We start from the raw sequence: 17,500 nt of genomic DNA, 5'->3' as shown, positions 1-17,500 counted from the left end.
CGGGTTAAAAATTGATGAACCCGCTTAATGGTCCATCTTCATTTTTTCACTTTCAACTGAACTTTCAACTGATTCAATTCCTAGCTTTTTCAGGAGCGGTTTCAACGGGACAGTATGTGTTTGAACTCCAACCACTTTATAGGGGTCTGCCCCCATGTTCAATGCTAAGAACTGGGATATGTTCAGGTGGAATATGTTGAATTTAACATCCAGTTTCTTTTCAATTACCGGCTGATAACGGTCAAACTGCATCTGACAGTTGGGGCACATGTGGAGCATTATATCGGTTTGGTTTTCCTTAAGACTAAGGAGTTTTTCAGCAGTTACCTTGAGGGAAAGTTCGTTGTTGGTGAAGCGTTGACGGAAACCAGCACCACAGGTGAGTCTCTTCTGATCGTACCAACCCACAGTGTCTACACCGCAAGAATTAACAATTTCATCAATGAGCATAGGATGTCTGACTCCACCAATGGTATCTTCATAGTGCACTTTACAGTAGTGGCAGGCATGGTGAGTGGCAATATTAAACTGCGAAAAATCCAGCTGGGAGGATTCTTCAAATATTTCTCTCTGGTTATAAAGAATTTCTGCAGCATGGAAGATGTTTTTATGGGGGTCGATATCACCCTTGTGATAGGCCATTTTACCCAGATCCGCATCTTCCAGGAGTTCGTTGATCTTTTCACGGGCTTCATCATTTTTATTAAGGATCTCGGCAGATTTCTTCAGGATAGCATAGCAAGTGGCACACATCACTGCTATGTTGGGATTACCCGAATCCCGGGCAACCCAGAAATTACGGGCAGCCAGGGCAGTGGTGGAAAGCTGGTCGAAAAGATCGTAATAGTGTCCCAGCCCAGTGCAGCAGGACTGTCGTTGGTCACGATGGTATCCTACTCCCAGCTTATCAAAGAGGAAGGCAGTTGATGATTCCACACCAGGATACTCCACACTCACTAAACATGATTTGAACAACAGAATATCTTTATCAGGTATTTTCTTCATGGGGATCCCCTTATTTTCTCCATTTTACGAGTGAAACCCGTTATTTTGAGAATTTCGTTTATTTCTTCAACGGAATCTTCCGGCAGGGTCACTGGTCCCAGTCCTAATTCCTTCCGCACGTCATCCAGGTTCATTTTAAGATCAAGCCATTCCGGTCCAAAGTCCTTGATCAGCACATCGAAAAAAGCGGCAGGGATAGAACCTATCCCTATTTCCAGGAAGCTATCACCGTAGGTTAAGAATGCAGAAAGCCTATCAGTTTGTTTTCCTTCATTAATAGCCTTCTGTCTCAGGATCTGGTTTACCACACTGGCGCTGTTGTTGGCCGGACAAACACTGTTACAAGTGTAACAGTAGAAACAGTTCCATATATCATCATCATAGATGACACTTTCATCTCCATCCAGTACTCTTTTAACCATTTCTCGGGGATTGTAATCACTGTAACGCGCCCCAGGGCACAGTGAAGTGCACATTCCACACTGTATGCATTTAAAGAGTTCAAGGGAAGGAGAAGCTTTTAAATCGCCAATTACTTCTTTGGCAAGTTTAGAAGAATCTTCATTGAGTTTGAGAGTTCTCATTACCAAATTACCTCTTGTGAGTTGTATTGTCTCTTCTTAAGTGATGGGCTTATTTACCCTTATAAATATAATCCATAATTTTTAATAATTATAAATCATTATCTGCCTTTAAAAATGTTAATTCTTTAGTTGAACAGTCTCCTGAATAATATTTTTGGCCAGTCTTTTGGCCAGTGAGGTTATAGTTAATATGGGTGGTCGTCCTGGTGCCTGGGGTATAACACTGGCATCGGCGATGAAAAGATCTGTTATTTCAGTTTCCAGGGACCGGTCAACTACTTTGCCCATAGCGGCAGTTCCCCCGGGGTGTGCTCCTCTTATAGGTGTAGCCACAATTGAAGAAGGATCCACACCGATCTCGGTGAGTATTTCCACAGCTTTATCATAACCTTCGGTTAATAGTTTCAGATCCCAACTGGTCAGGGTTTTGGTAATGGAGCCATCATCATTCAGGGAACCATTGGCTTCATCGGCAATCTTAACCATTAAACCCACCACATCATCATTCTGGGCAACAAAGCCCTTTTCTACCATTAAATGGATGAGCTGGCTGGAGAAGTGTGGTGATAGGAAGTAAGCTCCAAATTCTGATTTAATACCCATCGGTATCTCCTGATTCAGTTTAGCATCTTTTAGAAAACCTCCCACAGTGATGAATAAATCCGTGAAGAGGCCTTCGCCCACTCCGGCTGTTATTTGGCTGTTTATTAAAATTTTAGGAGTATTCAGTGCACCAGCAGCGAGTATGACCTTCTGGGCCTGGTAGGTTTTAGTATCTCCCTGGCTGTCAACACCCTCCACTCCGTAACACTTCCCTTCATTTTGCAGTACTTTTTTAACTGTAAAATCAGGTACCAGTTTGGCACCGGCCTGCACAGCATCGTTAACAAAGTCTGTGGCGTCCCATTTTGCTCCACGTGTGCATCCCGCAATACAGAGACCACAGTTATTACATTTGGAATAATCAATGAATTTGGGCATGGGTTCTACAAAGTAGCCCAGTTTTTCAGCAGCATCCCATATTTTGCGGGTTACAGGCCCAGTCCGTGTCTGGGGAAGTGGACCTACCTTCAGGTCACGGCTGGCTTCCATGAGTTCTTCAAAAAGTTCCAGATCATGGATCTTGAACTGGGCGGTGGGTGAGTTGGAGTAACATGTGGTACAGGCGTAACAGGCATTGGCCAGTGAAACTGGGGTTGTTCCCCCCACACCTTCAATGTACATCAGTTCTCCTGGATATTTAAGGAATTCGTATTCTGGGATTTTTACCTCATCCTGGTTTAGAATAAGATCAGCAGTTTTTATCCCGGTGACTGCAGAACCAGAAGGTATAAACTCTCCTTTTTCCAGTATTAAAACATCAAGACCTTTAATTGAGAGCTCACGCGCTACGGTTGATCCGCCGGCGCCTGTTCCCACTACAATAACATCGTAAATCATAATCTATCCCTCACTACACTCCTAACTTATTATAATAATTTCTAATGAGTTTTTTGAAGTTTTATTGAATAATTAATGGCACTCTATTTCTAATTATTATAAGGAACTAGTTTAATTTTCTCTCAAATTAAACCCCTTAAAGGTGTTATAATGGATTTAAGTAATGAATTTAAGCCTATAAATTGATTAAATCCTCTTTAAAGATTTTTTTATTAAAATTAATTCTTTCGGTCTTCTATAACTATGTTTAAGTCATTTAATTTGCTTCGTATTTCATCTGAAAGCTCATAATCTTTTTTTGCTCGCAGTCTTTCCCGGACTTCAGTGAGAATATCCACCAGTTCACCAGTAACATCCTCATGGGATTTATTTAAAACAAATTCAAAACCTAAAATGTTACCAATTTCGTTTATAAATTCTTTAACATTGATTAATGTGTTTTTTGAGATATTTAATTCGTTTATATCTCGGTTCATGTCTCTTATAAAATCAAAAAGGGATGAAAGGGCAAATGGTGTGTTAAAATCATTGTCCATGGCTTCAAGGAAATTTTCTCGGGTATCCTGGAGTAACTTCTGGTGTTCTGTGTCTTTGGTACTGTTTTGGGGAATATCACTTTTTAGAAGGCCATCAATGGTCTCGGTAAGTTTGTATATTCTTTTAAGCCCATTCTGGGATTGCTCCAGTATTTCCTGACTGAAATCAATGGGGCTGCGGTAATGGGTGGAGAGGACGAAGAAACGGAATACCTCTGGTGGATATTCTTTCAGCAAGTCTTTGATGGTGATGAAGTTACCCAGTGATTTGGACATTTTCTCACCCTTCACATTTAAAAAACCGGTGTGGATCCAGTAGCGGACCATGGGTTTTTTCCCTGAAACTGATTCCATCTGGGCTATTTCGGCTTCATGATGGGGGAATATTAGATCCAGCCCACCTCCATGTATGTCGTACTGGGCTCCGAAGTATTCTTCAGTTATGGCGGTGTCTTCTATGTGCCATCCGGGTCGTCCTGTACCCCAGGGAGAATCCCAGTTAGGTTCATCATCTTTCTTTTTCCACAGGGCGAAATCTCCAGGGTTACGCTTGCTGGTGTCGGGGTTGATGCGGTGAACATTAAGATCCTCAAGGTTGCGGTTAGAGAGTTTACCAAAGTCGGGGAACTTTGATTCATTGAAGTACACTCCATTTTCAGTTTCGTAGGCGAATCCTTTATCCAGGAGGGTTTCTATCTGGGCAATGATCTCCGGAAGGTGTTCTGTGGCCCGGGCGTAGAGATTTACATTTTCCACACCCAGTGTCTCCATATCTTCAATGTATTTATTTTCAAATTCCCGGGCTAGTTGAATGGGTTCTGTCCCGGTTTCAATGGCTCGTTTAATGATTTTATCATCCACATCAGTGATGTTTTGCAGGTAAAAAACACTGTAACCTCGGTATTTCAGGTAGCGGGCAATAACATCAAAGGAAATATAGGTCCGGGCGTGACCAATGTGTGAGTTATCGTAAACTGTTGGCCCGCAAACAAAGAGTTTCACCCGGTTTCCTTCGCGTGGTTTAAAAAGCTCTTTTTTACGGGTTAGAGTGTTGTATACTTTTATCATGTGATCACGTGATTGATACTTTAGATACTGTTTATTTGTTATTAGCCTCTGATTGACTAAGTATTAACTAATAATTGACTAATTAAGTCAATAATTGAGTAATTTAATAGATAGGGCTTTAGCTATTCTTGTTAATAAATAAAAGGCCGAGATTGGGATTTGAACCCAAGTATCGTGGTCTGCAGCCACGCACCTAGCCGCTCGGTCATCTCGGCAAAAAACGATTTTGGAATTTAGTTATTTTAGCGGTACTACCTAATGTTAACAATTGTTATATATAAAGGTTGTTATCAATTCACCAAACCAGATTCATATGAATTCCACTATTTTTGTTTTGTATCAATTACCAAAACCGATTATAGATATTGATTTTAAATTTTAAGGACTTATATTAAATAAAAATTGAATAAATATATGGTGGTATTTATTCAATTTATTTGTAACTTATTCGACCTTTTTTCCGGCTTCAGGGCCAGGCTGTACCGAGTATATTTCAGTTAATTTAATCACTATGGCTGCTTTGGGATTGAGTTTGGTCATAACGTTCTGAGCCCATTCCACCACTTCGTCGAAGATTTTACCAGACTCAAATATCTCAGCTTTACCTTTAAACTGGTATGGATTTTTTTGGGCATCCTTGGTCACGATGGCAACGTTAGGGTTTTCTTCAATGTTCTTCCGGGTTTTGTTCATGTAGTTGTCAGCGATCAATATACTTCCGTTGTCAATGGGCCGGGCAAAGCCAATGGGAACCACGTTGGGAATTCCTTCGCTGCTGGCTGTAGCCAGGAATACTAAGTCTTTTTCTATAGCTTCCATCATTTCTTCAGTCATGGTCATTGTATCACCAAAATTTATATAACTATTGTTATATTATATAAGTTATGTTATATAATTAATTGATTTTCCAGTTGATTTAATTTGCTAAATGTAGGGGGCTGGTGTTATAAGTAGAAAAGTTAGGCTCTAACTGGTATGGGGGACAAAGTATAAATAGTAAAATAATATAACAATTGTTATATTTTCTGGTGGAGATATATTTCAGCATGGTTCTTAATAAGAACAAGGTTAATACTAAAATTCCCTCAGAAAATCATTAAAACTCCATAATACGATATATAAATGTAGAATATGGGGAAAAATGGAAGTTTAAAACAAAATGGAGGAAACCAAATGACAGAAAAAAACAAGAAAGAATTTGGATTAAGTACATTGGGGTTGCACGTAGGACAGGAAGAACCAGATCCTGCAACTGGAGCAAGAGCCGTGCCTATATATCAGACAGCAGCATACGTATTCAACGATGCGGATCATGCAGCCAACTTATTTGGCCTAAAAGAACTGGGTAACATCTACACCCGTATTATGAACCCTACCAACGATGTGTTTGAAAGGAGAATAGCCGCTATTGAAGGTGGTAACTCTGCTTTAGCTGTAGCATCTGGGCAGGCAGCAACTACCTATGCATTACTCAACTTAAGTGGACCTGGGGATGAAATATTATCTGCAGACAATCTCTACGGTGGAACTTACCAACTGTTTAACTACACTTTCCCAGAATTAGGCAGGAAAGTTAATTTTGTGAACTCTGATAAACCCGAAGAATTCGAAGATGCCATAACTGATAAAACCAAGGCCATATTTGCAGAATCACTTGGAAACCCAAAACTCGACGTGCCAGATTTTGAAATCATCTCAGACATCGCCCACGAAGCTGGAATCCCCGTGGTAGTAGATAACACCAGTGCAGTAGGTCTGGTGAAGCCTATAGAACACGGAGTGGACATCACTGTTTTATCCGCAACCAAGTTCATAGGAGGTCACGGAACATCAATAGGTGGAGTTATAGTTGATTCCGGTAAATTTGATTGGAGTAATGGTAAATTCCCCGGATTCACAGAACCAGATCCAAGTTACCATGGATTAGTTTACTGGGATGCTTTTGGAGACTTCCCAGGGTTAGGTAATGTGGCTTTCACCTTCAGAGCAAGAGTAAGATTACTCCGTGATCTTGGAGCACAGGTGAGTCCTTTCAACACTTGGTTATTCCTGCAGGGACTGGAAACACTGGATCTGCGTGTGAAACAACACTCCAGAAATGCACTTACTGTTGCTAACTTCCTCAAAAACCACCCAAAAGTCAGCTGGGTGAGTTATCCTGGACTGGGAGAAGATTCAGCCCATGAAGTAGCTTCTAAATATCTTAAAAAAGGATACGGGGCATTACTCGGATTTGGAATTAAAGGAGGTCTTGAAGCTGGTAAACAGTTCATAAACAATGTGGAACTACTCTCGCATCTGGCTAACATAGGAGATTCTAAGAGTCTGGTTATACACCCTGCATCAACCACTCACCAGCAGCTAACCACAGAAGAACAGGCAGCTACAGGAGTAACTCCTGACTTCATAAGAGTATCAGTTGGACTGGAAGATGTGGAAGATATCATTGCTGACATTGATCAGGCATTATCACGCATTGATGTAGAAATCGATGATGATGATGTTTCTGAAGAAAATGACAAGTCAAGTGTTGACAAACTAAAAGGATACATCGGTGTGTAAGATGGATTTTCCTAAAATTAACTATGATAATATAACCAATATTAGTATAGTTACATGTAAACCTACTCAATGTGGGACAAAAAATGAAAAAAGAATCTGTTGGCGTTGTAGAAACTAAATATTACAGCCTATCTGAAGAATTAATATTGGATGGTGGAGACAGTCTAAAAGATGTTACTATAGCCTATGAAACCTATGGGGCCTTAAATAAGCAAAAAAGCAACGCTATTTTGGTCTGTCACGCCCTCTCGGGTAATGCCCATGTGGCAGGATGGCATGAAGGAGACCGGAAACCTGGCTGGTGGGATAATATAATCGGCCCGGGCAAATGCCTGGACACCGATCGTTACTTCATCATCTGCTCCAATGTACTGGGAGGATGCCAGGGATCAACCGGACCTTCATCCCAAAATCCGGAAACAGGGAAACAATACGCATTAGAATTCCCTATCATCACCATCAAAGACATGGTAAAAGCCCAGAAAAAATTAATTGACCACCTCCAAATCAAACAACTATTCTCAGTGGTAGGTGGATCCATGGGTGGCATGCAGGTCCTCCAGTGGTGTGTATCCTACCCGGACATGGTGAGATCTGCCATACCCATTGCCACCACATCCTATTCATCACCCCAACAAATCGCATTCAATGAAGTGGGAAGAAGAGCCATAATCAGTGATCCCCACTGGAATGAAGGTAATTATTATGAAGGAGAATTTCCAGACAGTGGCTTGGCCCTAGCCCGTATGATCGGCCACATAACTTACCTCAGCAACGAATCAATGTATGAAAAGTTCGGAAGAAGACTCCAGGACAAAGAAGAGTACAGTTTTGATTTTTCCACAGACTTTGAGGTGGAAAGCTACCTCCACTACCAGGGAGACACTTTCACCAAGAGATTCGATGCCAACTCCTATCTCTACATCTCCAAAGCCATTGACTACTTTGACCTGACAGAAAACGGAACAGTATCCTTATCCGAAGCACTCAAAGATGTTAAAGCCAGAGTATTAGTAATATCAGTTGATTCAGACTGGCTTTACACGCCAGCTGAGTCTAAAGAAATAGTAATGGCCTTAACTGCCAATGAAGTCGATGTCAGTTACTGCCAGATCAAATCCAGCTATGGTCACGATGCATTCTTACTAGAAGCAGGACAACTCAGCTACATTATAAATGGATTTTTCAGTGAAACCCTGGTGGTAGATGTGATGACCCTCAATGCAGCCACCATAACCGAAGATTCCAGTATTGAAGAAGCAGCAGAGTTAATGCTGGATGAAAAAGTCACCCACCTACCGGTGGTTTCCGAAGACCGTAGAATGCTGGGAATTGTTACAGCATGGGATATTTCCAAAGCAGTAGCTCTCAAATATGATAAACTCGACCAGATCATGACCCGTGATGTTGTAACTGCACTTCCACAGGATCCAATTGAATTAGCTGCACGGAAAATGAGAAAACATAACATATCTTCGCTTCCAGTGGTCAATGATCATGGAAATGTTTTGGGTCTTATAACCACGGACCACATAAGCACCCTCATTGCCGGGGACAAATATTAAACTGGGCAAATATTAAGAATTTTAAGGTTCATATAGTATGATTGAGAAAAAGTTTTAGAATTATTCAGCATTAATAAAGGTTATTCAGAATTAATAAAAAAAATAAGGTGATATAATGAGTTATATGGATCATTCGGCAACATCACCCGTTAACCCGGAAGTCCTGGAGGCCATGCTACCCTACTTCACAGAATCATTTGGGAACGCCTCTACCTTATACGCTCTGGGAAGGGAAGCCAGAACTGCCATGGAAAATGGCAGAAAACAGGTGGCATCACTTATAGGTGCTAAACCAGAAGAGGTGTACTTCACCAGTGGAGGCACAGAATCAGATAACATAGCAATAAAGGGAACTGCCAGCAAACTGAAAAACAAGGGCAACCACATCATAACTAGTGGTATAGAACATCCTGCAGTGGAAGAAACCTGTAAATACTTGGAAAAAAATGGATACCAGGTTACTTACCTGCCAGTGGGTGAAGAAGGCATAGTGAAAGTTTCTGATGTGGAAGCAGCAATCACTCCGGAAACTATTTTGATTACGGTGATGCATGCTAACAATGAAATCGGCACTATCCAACCAATAAAAGAGATTGGTGCACTGGCCCGGGAAAAGGGTATTTATTTCCATACTGATGCTGTGCAGAGTGTGGGTAAGATTCCAGTTAATGTGGGGGACATGAACGTGGATATGTTATCCATATCTGCCCATAAACTATACGGACCGAAAGGAATCGGGGCATTATATATCCGTAAGGGAGTCCGAATTGACCCATTACTCCATGGTGGAGGTCATGAGAGAGGTATGCGCCCGGGAACAGAAAACATTCCCGGAATTGTAGGTTTGGGTAAGGCCTGCCAGATAGCCGAGGATAATCTGGAAAAGAACATGGAATACGTATCATCATTACGAGACAGATTAATACAAGGAGTCCTGGGGAACATTGAACAATCATACCTAAATGGACATCCCACTAAAAGACTTCCCAACAATGCCAACTTCAGATTTACAGGCATAGAGGGAGAATCACTGGTACTGCAACTGGACGCCAAGGGAATCAACGCTTCCACTGGTTCAGCTTGCTCATCCAAGAAACTGGAACCATCCCATGTTCTGATGGCCATAGGGCTTAAGGAAGTGGATGCCCATGGATCACTGCGCATAAGTCTAGGCACAGAAAACACCCCCCAAGATATTGATTACACCATCGATGCAATTGATGAAGTAGTTGAAAGACTAAGGAGCATGTCTCCGCTCTGGTGTGCAACACCAGAAGATGCATAAAAAAAAGATTAAGAAGGTGATGTTATGTACAGCGAAAAGGTAATGGACCATTTTTCTAACCCCCGTAACGTTGGTGAAATAGAAGATGCCAGTGGAGTGGGAACCGAAGGAAACCCGGTGTGTGGTGACCTGATGACCATCTACATCAAAGTAGAAGATGAGGTTATAACCGATATAAAATTCAAAACATTTGGTTGTGGGGCCGCAATTGCCACTAGCAGTATGATAACCGAGATGGCAATTGGAAAAACATTGGATGAAGCTCTGAAAATCACCAGAGATGATGTAGCCGAAGAATTGGAAGGACTCCCACCGGTGAAGATGCACTGTTCCAATTTAGCTGCTGATGCCTTAAGGGCGGCCATCGCCGATTACAAAATGAAACAGGCTGAAAAAGAGGTTGAAAATTCTTCTGAGGATAAATCCTCAGAATAATTATTATTTCATTTTAAACCTCAAAATAATATTATTTTATTTTAAAAATCCGATGATGAACGTCTAAAGGATACTACCATTTTCCATGACTAACCATTCCCCCCACTCTAAGCAGGTTTACCTGGATCATTCTGCCACATCCCCTCTTGACCCTGAGGTGTGGAATGCAATGGAACCTTATTTTAGCGATTCTTTTGGAAACGCTTCTACTCTTTATTCCCTTGGGCGAAAAGCCAGAACTGCCATGGAAAAGGCACGTGAACAGGTAGTATCTCTAATAGGTGCCCAACCCGATGAAATTTACTTCACCAGTGGAGGCACAGAATCAGACAACATAGCCATTAAAGGTGCCTCCCGGCACCTGAAAAACAAGGGAAACCATATTATAACTTCTTCCATTGAACATCCCGCTGTTTTAGAAACCTGTAAACATCTGGAAAAAGAGGGATTCAGGGTAACATTTTTACCGGTGAATGAGGAGGGAATAGTTTCCTTAAGGGATTTAAAAGATGCAATCACCCCTGAAACTATTCTGATCACGGTGATGCACGCCAACAATGAAATCGGCACTATTCAACCAATAAAAGAGATTGGTGCACTGGCCCGGGAAAAGGGTATTTATTTCCATACTGATGCTGTGCAGAGTGTGGGTAAGATTCCAGTTAATGTGGGGGACATGAACGTGGACCTGCTGTCTATATCTGCCCATAAACTCTACGGGCCGAAAGGAGTAGGAGTCCTTTACATCCGAAGAGGGGTTCAAATTGACCCATTATTCCATGGGGGAGGTCATGAGAGAGGTATGCGTCCCGGAACCGAGAACATTCCCGGAATTGTAGGTTTGGGTAAGGCCTGCCAGATCGCCGAAGAAAACCTGGACCATAACCAGGAATATATTACCCAATTAAGGGATCATCTTATCAAGGGAGTTCTGGAAGCAGTTGATGATGTACAGTTGAATGGCCATCCTCTTAAACGATTACCTGGTAATGCACACTTCAGTTTTAAAAAAGTGAGGGGAGAACCATTAACTTTCCTAATGGATGCCCAGGGGGTGGAAGTTTCCACTGGTTCAGCCTGTTCCACCAAGAAAGTGGAACCATCCCCTGTCCTCCGGGCAATGGGTTTGGATGAGGAAGCGGCCAATGGCTCACTCCGGGTAACACTGGGAAAGGAAAATACTCCAGAAGATGTTGATTTAGCTATCAAAAACATTAAATTAGCAGTGGAAAAACTCAGAACCCCGGCCAGTGTCCAGGGAATGACGGAAATAGTTCCCATAGAACGTTACAATGCTTTGTTTGCCCCTGAAAAATCATTTAAAACCTTTACTCCACCTTCAACTCCAGGGTTAACTCCCGGGGATGATGAGATTGTGGTTGATGAACAGGTAAACCTAATTATTAATGAAAAATTCCGAAGGAGTTTCTCCATAAGTCCAGATGCCCTGGAAGATTTTACCAGGGGTTATTTACTCGGAGAAGGCCTGGTGACCACTATTAATGGTATAAAAAAGATAAAAATCAATAGTCTGGATATTAACGTGGAGATAGACCTCACTGACTTTGATATAAAGGATCTGGTGGTTGGTTCAGACTGTTTCGGTGGATGGAGGCGCAAAATCGAAACCATAAACCGGGTGGAATCCGAATTTACATTATCTCCTGATGATATTTTCCAGGCCATTGATGAGTTAAGGGATGAAGCCCGGGTCTGGCAGAACACCGGAGGCACTCATGTTGCGGGCCTGGTTTACCAGGATAAATTCATCACCCGTGAGGATGTAAGCCGCCACGTTGCCGCAGATAAGGTAATAGGTGCTGCCGCACTGGCAAAGGTTGACTTTTCCCAGAGTTTCATGGTTTACAGTGGCCGGATGCCCGCGGACATGATGATAAAACTGGCCCGGGTGGGAATTCCCATTATAGCCTCCAACGCAGCTCCCACATCATCGGGTTACTCTGTGGCCTTTAAGGCAGGAATAACCATGATTGGATTTTTAAGAGGGAGTCGATTTAATATTTACACTAATCCTCAGCGGGTATCGCTGGAATGAATCCTTTTTTGTTCTTTAAAACAAGTTCAATCTTCAAAAACCATGAAAACCATGAATATTAAACCATAAATATATTATTCACGACATCATTTTTAAAACAGTTCGATTTATATATGATGTATTTCGTATATTTAACTATCCCTGTTACCGATGTTTTAAGATTATTCTCCAGTTTCATGGAGGTATTAAGGAGATTTCTAGATTTAAATGGGAATTTATTCCGTTAATGACTTAAAAATGACTTAAAACTAATATACAAGGAAAGGGGATGAACTCGAAAACTGGTGATTAATTAACATTCAAGTGGTGATTTGATGGATCCGAACCAGGAAAATGCAATGCTAATATTGAAGGCAATGGTGGAAGGAAGTAGGAGACGGGGTAATGGTGATGTCATAAAAAGATTAACCAACCTTAGTTTTGATGAAATTAACAGTGCTGTGCCCTGTCTTGAAGATATGGGGCTGGTGCAGACCTTCCCTGGAAGGAAAAAGTTAAGGTATGATTTTTTCAATGTGACTCTGGCCCCTGCGGGTTACCAGTACTACCATGACCATTTTGGAAAAATAGCGGTTATTGAATAAGTTTTTAAAGAGAATAATCAGCTTATTCATTTTTTCTTATTTCAGGTTAAAACTCCATTCCACATACTTTAATTTATTTTTAGTTCATTTTAATGTGAAATACCATAAAAAAAAGAAATTAATTGTATTATATAACTTCATATTACCCAAATCTCTTTTTCAAAGCTAGTATGACTGCTACCATATCCTCTGGGGACATACAATTCAGAGCATCCTCTAATTCATCCCATAACATTCCCTTAAAGTTATCCACAAAATTTTCAACTTCACTTTCACTCATGCATGTTTCAGCCATGGTAAATCCCCCTCTTAATTCATTGTTCATTTCTTTTAATTCCTTGTTTACTATATTCTGTTGGGGAAATTATTTATTTTTTGGGGAGTATTATAATTAAAGATAAGAAAATTGGCAAAGATAAGAAAAGTGGGCAGACTAAATAAATTTGTAATTTAAATCAAATTAAATAAATCAAAATGAATTAAGCCCTTAAATAATATTAATAATCCTAAAACCTTTCAATAATCTAAATTATCTAAATTATCCTTCAAGTCTTTGAATAGCTTCATCAAAAAGTATAATAGATTTTTTAAGAATCAGATTAACTGAGTAATTGCATTTTGAACTTAAGTGGATGGAATTTTGGGCTTTACCTGGGGATCCGATTAGTGTCAGTGGATAGTTGCGGCAGACTTGGGGTCGGAAAGTGTATATTGCGCATTTATTGCTTTCTGGGTCAATGAATTTGCAGGGGTGGCTGTCCCTTATTTCGAAATGTTGGGGGAACTCTTTGTTGCGAATGATTTCCTTCTCCAGATCTGAGTTGAAGGTAAGTAACAGGTTGAGTTCATCTTTATGAATGAAAACAGATTCAGATTCCCGGCAGCATCTTCCACAAACAGTACACCATTCTTCATGTTCCATGGCTAATTCATAGTTTGATGGACCATCTAATGTATCTAAACCCATTATGTCTGCCAGTTGTATGATCTGCTTAAGGTCCCCTTTAGTAACCCCTAATTTCTTGTACTTTTTAACACTTCTTTTCTTTTTCAATCTATTGAATACTGCTTTTTCCAGGAGTTCAACCTCTTTAGTAGTGTTCATTCCACAGTCATCAGATTCCAATGATCTGGTTCTGAGGATTTCAAACAGTTCTTGATCAATTAAAAGATCTCTTAACATGTCCCTGCACTCATTTTTTTCTTATTAGGTCCTGATGGTTGTTCAAAAATATTTTAAGATGATTAATGAGTGGGTTTCTAATTTAATAGATAATCTAAATCTTATTACCTATTCGAATCTTTGAAAGTAATTTTAAATTCTGTACCCGGGTTATTATCCAGATCAATACTTCCATCTATCTGTTTGGTTAAACTGTTTATCATTTGCAGCCCCAGTGAATTAGTGTTTCTAAAATCTATCTCTTCTGGAAATCCTACACCATTATCCCGCACGATCATTTCGCATAGACCACCATTTTTACGGAGATCTATCTGGACTTTACCATTTCGGCCATTGGGGAAGGCATGTTTAAAACAGTTGGTAATAAGTTCGTTGGAGATTAAACCTAAAGGTATTGCATTGTTAATATCCATTTTTATGTTTTCTACATTCATTTCTAGTTCTATAATCTCTTTCTGTGTGGCGTAGGTATGTAAAAGCTCGGCGGATAATGTTTGTAAGTAATCACCGAAATCGATGAGTTTAAGATCAGTGGACAGATACAATCTTTCATGGATAAGGGCCATGGAACGGGCACGGCTCTGACTTTCCTTGAATATTTCCCGGGATTTCTCATCTTCCAAGTACCCGGCCTGAAGATTCAACAGGCTGTAGATAATCATTAGATTATTTTTAACCCGGTGATGAATCTCTTTCAGGAGTATTTCCTTTTCTGCCAGAGAGGTTTTTATTTCCTTCCTCAACTGAAGGTTTTCTTTCCAGTGTTCCAGTATCTTTTCCGGAGTTTTTCCACTGAGAAATTCATGAGGAGGGATGTAATAGAAGTTTTCATAGATTTCACTGCCAATAATGGCTAAAGGGTGGGTTTCTAGTATTTCCATTAAGATTTCAGGGCCAAAAATACGGGCATCATATTGGCAAATAGCCAGACATTCGTTTGTTGGAAAAAAGTTGTTCAATTTTGCTTCGTATTCAATGAGACGTTCTGATCCGGGGAAACCTCTTAGTGTCCAGGACATTTCACCAGTAACGCGCAGGGCATTATAACCTTCTTTTAGGGCCTTTCCTGTCTCATCCGAAAGCATTTTGATCATCTCATCTGGATCAAAAACACCGTCTTTCATATACGAGTCAGTCACGGTCAGAATAGATAGTTGCCCATTATGGAGGAACTGGTCAGCGTCTACTCCATCGTCCTTAAGGTAATTAAGAACAGTTTCGGCGGTGTTTTCATTGACAATGTACAACACCTTTTCGTTATTTTCAAGTCCTAATCGTAAATAAGGAGTTATAACACTTTGGTGTTCTTCATCAGTCTCATAAATACAGCAAAGATGATTTCCTGGTTTAAGGTCTTCAATTTTATATAATCGACGTCCTTTTTTCATTTTCGCACGACCGAAGACATGGAAGACATGAAAAAAATAATTTTCCTTATGTCAATATTTACTTCACCCTATAATCGTAAAAAGTTATCGCTTACTAAAATAATAGGGGTCCATAAACTAAATATAAAAAAATGGTTAGTGGTTCTAGCCCCCTTAATGTATTATAATTTAGGGGTTTATCACTTTATTTAATATATTTAAGTGATTTTAAGTAAGTAATATTAAAAGGGGGGTTAATTACCATCCCCTTTCCTGCAAACGCTCATTTTCGGGTATTTCGCTTATTTCCAGGCCGGGCATGGCATTTCCCAGATCTCGGCTAACTTCAGCAATTATTTCTGGGTTTTTGTAGTTGTGGGTGGCTTCCACTATGGCGTTGGCTACCAGTGTGGGATTTTCTGATTTGAAAATTCCACTACCCACAAATACTCCGTCTGCCCCGAGTTGCATCATCAGGGCGGAATCAGCAGGAGTGGCCACTCCCCCAGCAGCAAAGTTTACCACTGGTAGCCTTCCCTGTTTCTGGGTCTCTTTCACTAGTTCCAGGGGCGCTTCCAGTGTTCTGGCCACGCTCCAGAGTTCCTCTTCGGTTTTATTGGCGAGTTCCCGGATGGTTCCCTGGATCACCCGCATGTGACGGACTGCTTCCACCACGTTACCGGTACCTGCCTCTCCCTTGGTACGGATCATGGCGGCACCTTCATCAATCCTGCGGAGAGCTTCTCCTAAATTCCGTGCTCCGCAGACAAATGGTATGGTAAATAACTTTTTGTTTATATGGTATTTTTCATCGGCAGGAGTTAGGACTTCGCTCTCATCGATCATGTCCACTCCCAGGGTTTCCAGGACCTGGGCCTCTACAAAGTGGCCGATTCTGGCCTTGGCCATCACCGGGATACTCACGGCATCGATTATCTCCAGGACCTTGGAGGGATCGGCCATCCGGGCCACTCCACCGGCAGCCCGGATATCAGCGGGGACCTTTTCCAGAGCCATAACTGATACTGCACCAGCATCCTCAGCAATAGCTGCCTGTTCAGCGTTAACAACATCCATAATCACTCCGCCTTTAGTCATTTTGGCGAAGCCCTTTTTCAGTACTTCAGTTCCATGTAACATTATTAATTCTCCTTTATTCACGCTAGATATATTTTTTTTTGATTATAATTTCTTTTTTACAAAGATTAATCGTTTATTTACTTACAATACACATTAAAGTGTATTAAAATTTTTTAATAAGCCCATAGGGATTAAAAAGATAAGGTAGAAATAGGATTAAATAGGATGGGGGGAATGTTTATTTAGATTTTAATGTATTGAAATTTCAAGTAGTAGAAAATTCAAAGGATCCTGATTTTATCTCCAGTTTTAACCTTTCCTCCAGTGATAGCCCGGGCGAAGATACCTTCCCTGGGCATTATACAGTCCCCTGCCTGTTGGTAGATGGCACAGCGGTTGTGGCATTTTTTACCGATCTGGGTAACTTCCAGTATGGTTTCATTCCCCACCTGGATCCGGCTACCAAGGGGAATGGTGACCAGTTCTATGCCAATGGTGGTGATGTTTTCGGCAAAATCACCGGGATGCACATCCAGCCCCAGGTCCTTCATCTTATCAATACTCTCCTGGGCCAGGAGACTAACCTGTCGGTGAGTTAGGGAGCTGCTATGAGCATCACCCATCAGTCCATGATTCTCTTTAACCACACCTTCCTGGATGTTAATTTTACGGGTCTGCTTTTGGGGACTGGTACATACCGCAACAATTTGACCGGATTCTGTTTTATTTGTGTTGTTCATGGTTAATCTG

15 protein-coding genes, 1 tRNA gene and 1 pseudogene (1 of these 17 running past the window's edge) are annotated in these 17,500 nt (G+C 41.0%); 6 read left to right on the top strand and 11 right to left on the bottom strand.

The annotated features are described in order from the left end of the window. Positions 1-24: 24 nt before the first annotated feature. The 6 genes from hdrB to CIT02_RS02635 form a co-directional block, all read right to left on the bottom strand. Positions 25-1,005 carry a ferredoxin:CoB-CoM heterodisulfide reductase subunit HdrB gene (gene hdrB / locus CIT02_RS02660; protein ID WP_292613767.1) on the bottom strand — a complete coding sequence of 327 codons (981 nt, stop codon included), beginning with the start codon at positions 1,003-1,005 and terminating at the stop codon, positions 25-27. Continuing rightward, positions 1,002-1,589 carry a ferredoxin:CoB-CoM heterodisulfide reductase subunit HdrC gene (gene hdrC, locus CIT02_RS02655; protein ID WP_292613765.1) on the bottom strand — a complete coding sequence of 196 codons (588 nt, stop codon included), beginning with the start codon at positions 1,587-1,589 and terminating at the stop codon, positions 1,002-1,004. Before hdrC ends, hdrB begins: the two co-directional genes overlap by 4 nt. Positions 1,590-1,706: 117 nt before the next feature. After that, on the bottom strand, positions 1,707-3,029 hold the full coding sequence (locus CIT02_RS02650; protein WP_292613763.1) for a GMC family oxidoreductase N-terminal domain-containing protein: 1,323 nt from the start codon (positions 3,027-3,029) through the stop codon (positions 1,707-1,709). 218 nt (positions 3,030-3,247) lie between these two features. Continuing rightward, a complete protein-coding gene (gene cysS, locus CIT02_RS02645) occupies positions 3,248-4,633 on the bottom strand; it encodes a cysteine--tRNA ligase (RefSeq protein ID WP_281774407.1) in 1,386 nt (461 codons plus the stop codon). Positions 4,634-4,777: 144 nt separating this feature from the next. Next, positions 4,778-4,848: transfer RNA gene (locus CIT02_RS02640), tRNA-Cys, on the bottom strand. Positions 4,849-5,077: 229 nt separating this feature from the next. Next, positions 5,078-5,473: a pyridoxamine 5'-phosphate oxidase family protein gene (locus tag CIT02_RS02635; protein ID WP_048073410.1), complete on the bottom strand. Its 396-nt coding sequence runs from the start codon at positions 5,471-5,473 to the stop codon at positions 5,078-5,080. Between the two features lie 333 nt (positions 5,474-5,806). On the opposite strand from CIT02_RS02635, the pseudogene CIT02_RS02630 reads away from it, so the two are divergent. The 6 genes and pseudogenes from CIT02_RS02630 to CIT02_RS02605 form a co-directional block, all read left to right on the top strand. Beyond that, a pseudogene (locus CIT02_RS02630) lies at positions 5,807-7,111 on the top strand (O-acetylhomoserine aminocarboxypropyltransferase/cysteine synthase family protein); the annotation flags it as partial. A gap of 167 nt (positions 7,112-7,278) precedes the next feature. Beyond that, a complete protein-coding gene (locus CIT02_RS02625) occupies positions 7,279-8,760 on the top strand; it encodes a homoserine O-acetyltransferase (RefSeq protein WP_292613757.1) in 1,482 nt (493 codons plus the stop codon). Between the two features lie 115 nt (positions 8,761-8,875). Further along, a complete protein-coding gene (gene nifS, locus CIT02_RS02620; RefSeq protein WP_292613755.1) occupies positions 8,876-10,045 on the top strand; it encodes a cysteine desulfurase NifS in 1,170 nt (389 codons plus the stop codon). Positions 10,046-10,069: 24 nt separating this feature from the next. Beyond that, a complete protein-coding gene (gene nifU / locus CIT02_RS02615) occupies positions 10,070-10,480 on the top strand; it encodes a Fe-S cluster assembly scaffold protein NifU (protein ID WP_277897325.1) in 411 nt (136 codons plus the stop codon). Between the two features lie 85 nt (positions 10,481-10,565). Continuing rightward, the gene (nifS, locus tag CIT02_RS02610) at positions 10,566-12,536 is read left to right on the top strand and encodes a cysteine desulfurase NifS (RefSeq protein ID WP_292613752.1); all 1,971 of its coding nucleotides are present in this window, start codon (positions 10,566-10,568) and stop codon (positions 12,534-12,536) included. A 314-nt stretch (positions 12,537-12,850) separates the two neighbouring features. Beyond that, on the top strand, positions 12,851-13,120 hold the full coding sequence (locus CIT02_RS02605; RefSeq protein WP_277897323.1) for a hypothetical protein: 270 nt from the start codon (positions 12,851-12,853) through the stop codon (positions 13,118-13,120). Positions 13,121-13,262: 142 nt separating this feature from the next. Here the strand turns inward: CIT02_RS02605 and CIT02_RS02600 are convergent, their stop codons facing one another. The 5 genes from CIT02_RS02600 to CIT02_RS02580 all read right to left on the bottom strand — a co-directional run. Then, a complete protein-coding gene (locus CIT02_RS02600; protein ID WP_171824056.1) occupies positions 13,263-13,415 on the bottom strand; it encodes a hypothetical protein in 153 nt (50 codons plus the stop codon). A 243-nt stretch (positions 13,416-13,658) separates the two neighbouring features. Then, positions 13,659-14,303, bottom strand: a complete 645-nt coding sequence (locus CIT02_RS02595; RefSeq protein ID WP_281774496.1) for a YkgJ family cysteine cluster protein — start codon at positions 14,301-14,303, stop codon at positions 13,659-13,661. A gap of 104 nt (positions 14,304-14,407) precedes the next feature. After that, positions 14,408-15,691 (bottom strand): MEDS domain-containing protein, encoded by a 1,284-nt coding sequence (locus CIT02_RS02590; RefSeq protein WP_292613746.1) that lies wholly within the window; start codon positions 15,689-15,691, stop codon positions 14,408-14,410. A 237-nt stretch (positions 15,692-15,928) separates the two neighbouring features. Beyond that, the gene (gene pdxS / locus CIT02_RS02585) at positions 15,929-16,810 is read right to left on the bottom strand and encodes a pyridoxal 5'-phosphate synthase lyase subunit PdxS (RefSeq protein ID WP_292613744.1); all 882 of its coding nucleotides are present in this window, start codon (positions 16,808-16,810) and stop codon (positions 15,929-15,931) included. 221 nt (positions 16,811-17,031) lie between these two features. Beyond that, positions 17,032-17,500: the 3' portion of an MOSC domain-containing protein gene (locus CIT02_RS02580; protein WP_281774493.1), read on the bottom strand. Its footprint extends 11 nt past the window's final position; only the last 469 of its 480 coding nucleotides appear in the window; its start codon lies off the right edge, out of view — the gene reads right to left on this strand; the stop codon is at positions 17,032-17,034.

Origin of the sequence: Methanobacterium sp. BAmetb5 (assembly GCF_003491305.1) — an archaeon.
GTDB lineage: Archaea > Methanobacteriota > Methanobacteria > Methanobacteriales > Methanobacteriaceae > Methanobacterium.
Note: the sequence above shows the minus strand (reverse complement) of the source record. Positions and strands in the feature narration are given on the sequence as shown.

What these genes read in the sequence shown, in the direction of transcription:
- hdrB (WP_292613767.1), bottom strand. Translation starts at nt 1,005, where the DNA reads ATGAAGAAAATACCTGATAAAGATATTCTGTTGTTCAAATCATGTTTA.
- hdrC (WP_292613765.1), bottom strand. Translation starts at nt 1,589, where the DNA reads ATGAGAACTCTCAAACTCAATGAAGATTCTTCTAAACTTGCCAAAGAA.
- CIT02_RS02650 (WP_292613763.1), bottom strand. Translation starts at nt 3,029, where the DNA reads ATGATTTACGATGTTATTGTAGTGGGAACAGGCGCCGGCGGATCAACC.
- cysS (WP_281774407.1), bottom strand. Translation starts at nt 4,633, where the DNA reads ATGATAAAAGTATACAACACTCTAACCCGTAAAAAAGAGCTTTTTAAA.
- CIT02_RS02635 (WP_048073410.1), bottom strand. Translation starts at nt 5,473, where the DNA reads ATGACCATGACTGAAGAAATGATGGAAGCTATAGAAAAAGACTTAGTA.
- CIT02_RS02625 (WP_292613757.1), top strand. Translation starts at nt 7,279, where the DNA reads ATGAAAAAAGAATCTGTTGGCGTTGTAGAAACTAAATATTACAGCCTA.
- nifS (WP_292613755.1), top strand. Translation starts at nt 8,876, where the DNA reads ATGAGTTATATGGATCATTCGGCAACATCACCCGTTAACCCGGAAGTC.
- nifU (WP_277897325.1), top strand. Translation starts at nt 10,070, where the DNA reads ATGTACAGCGAAAAGGTAATGGACCATTTTTCTAACCCCCGTAACGTT.
- nifS (WP_292613752.1), top strand. Translation starts at nt 10,566, where the DNA reads ATGACTAACCATTCCCCCCACTCTAAGCAGGTTTACCTGGATCATTCT.
- CIT02_RS02605 (WP_277897323.1), top strand. Translation starts at nt 12,851, where the DNA reads ATGGATCCGAACCAGGAAAATGCAATGCTAATATTGAAGGCAATGGTG.
- CIT02_RS02600 (WP_171824056.1), bottom strand. Translation starts at nt 13,415, where the DNA reads ATGGCTGAAACATGCATGAGTGAAAGTGAAGTTGAAAATTTTGTGGAT.
- CIT02_RS02595 (WP_281774496.1), bottom strand. Translation starts at nt 14,303, where the DNA reads ATGTTAAGAGATCTTTTAATTGATCAAGAACTGTTTGAAATCCTCAGA.
- CIT02_RS02590 (WP_292613746.1), bottom strand. Translation starts at nt 15,691, where the DNA reads ATGAAAAAAGGACGTCGATTATATAAAATTGAAGACCTTAAACCAGGA.
- pdxS (WP_292613744.1), bottom strand. Translation starts at nt 16,810, where the DNA reads ATGTTACATGGAACTGAAGTACTGAAAAAGGGCTTCGCCAAAATGACT.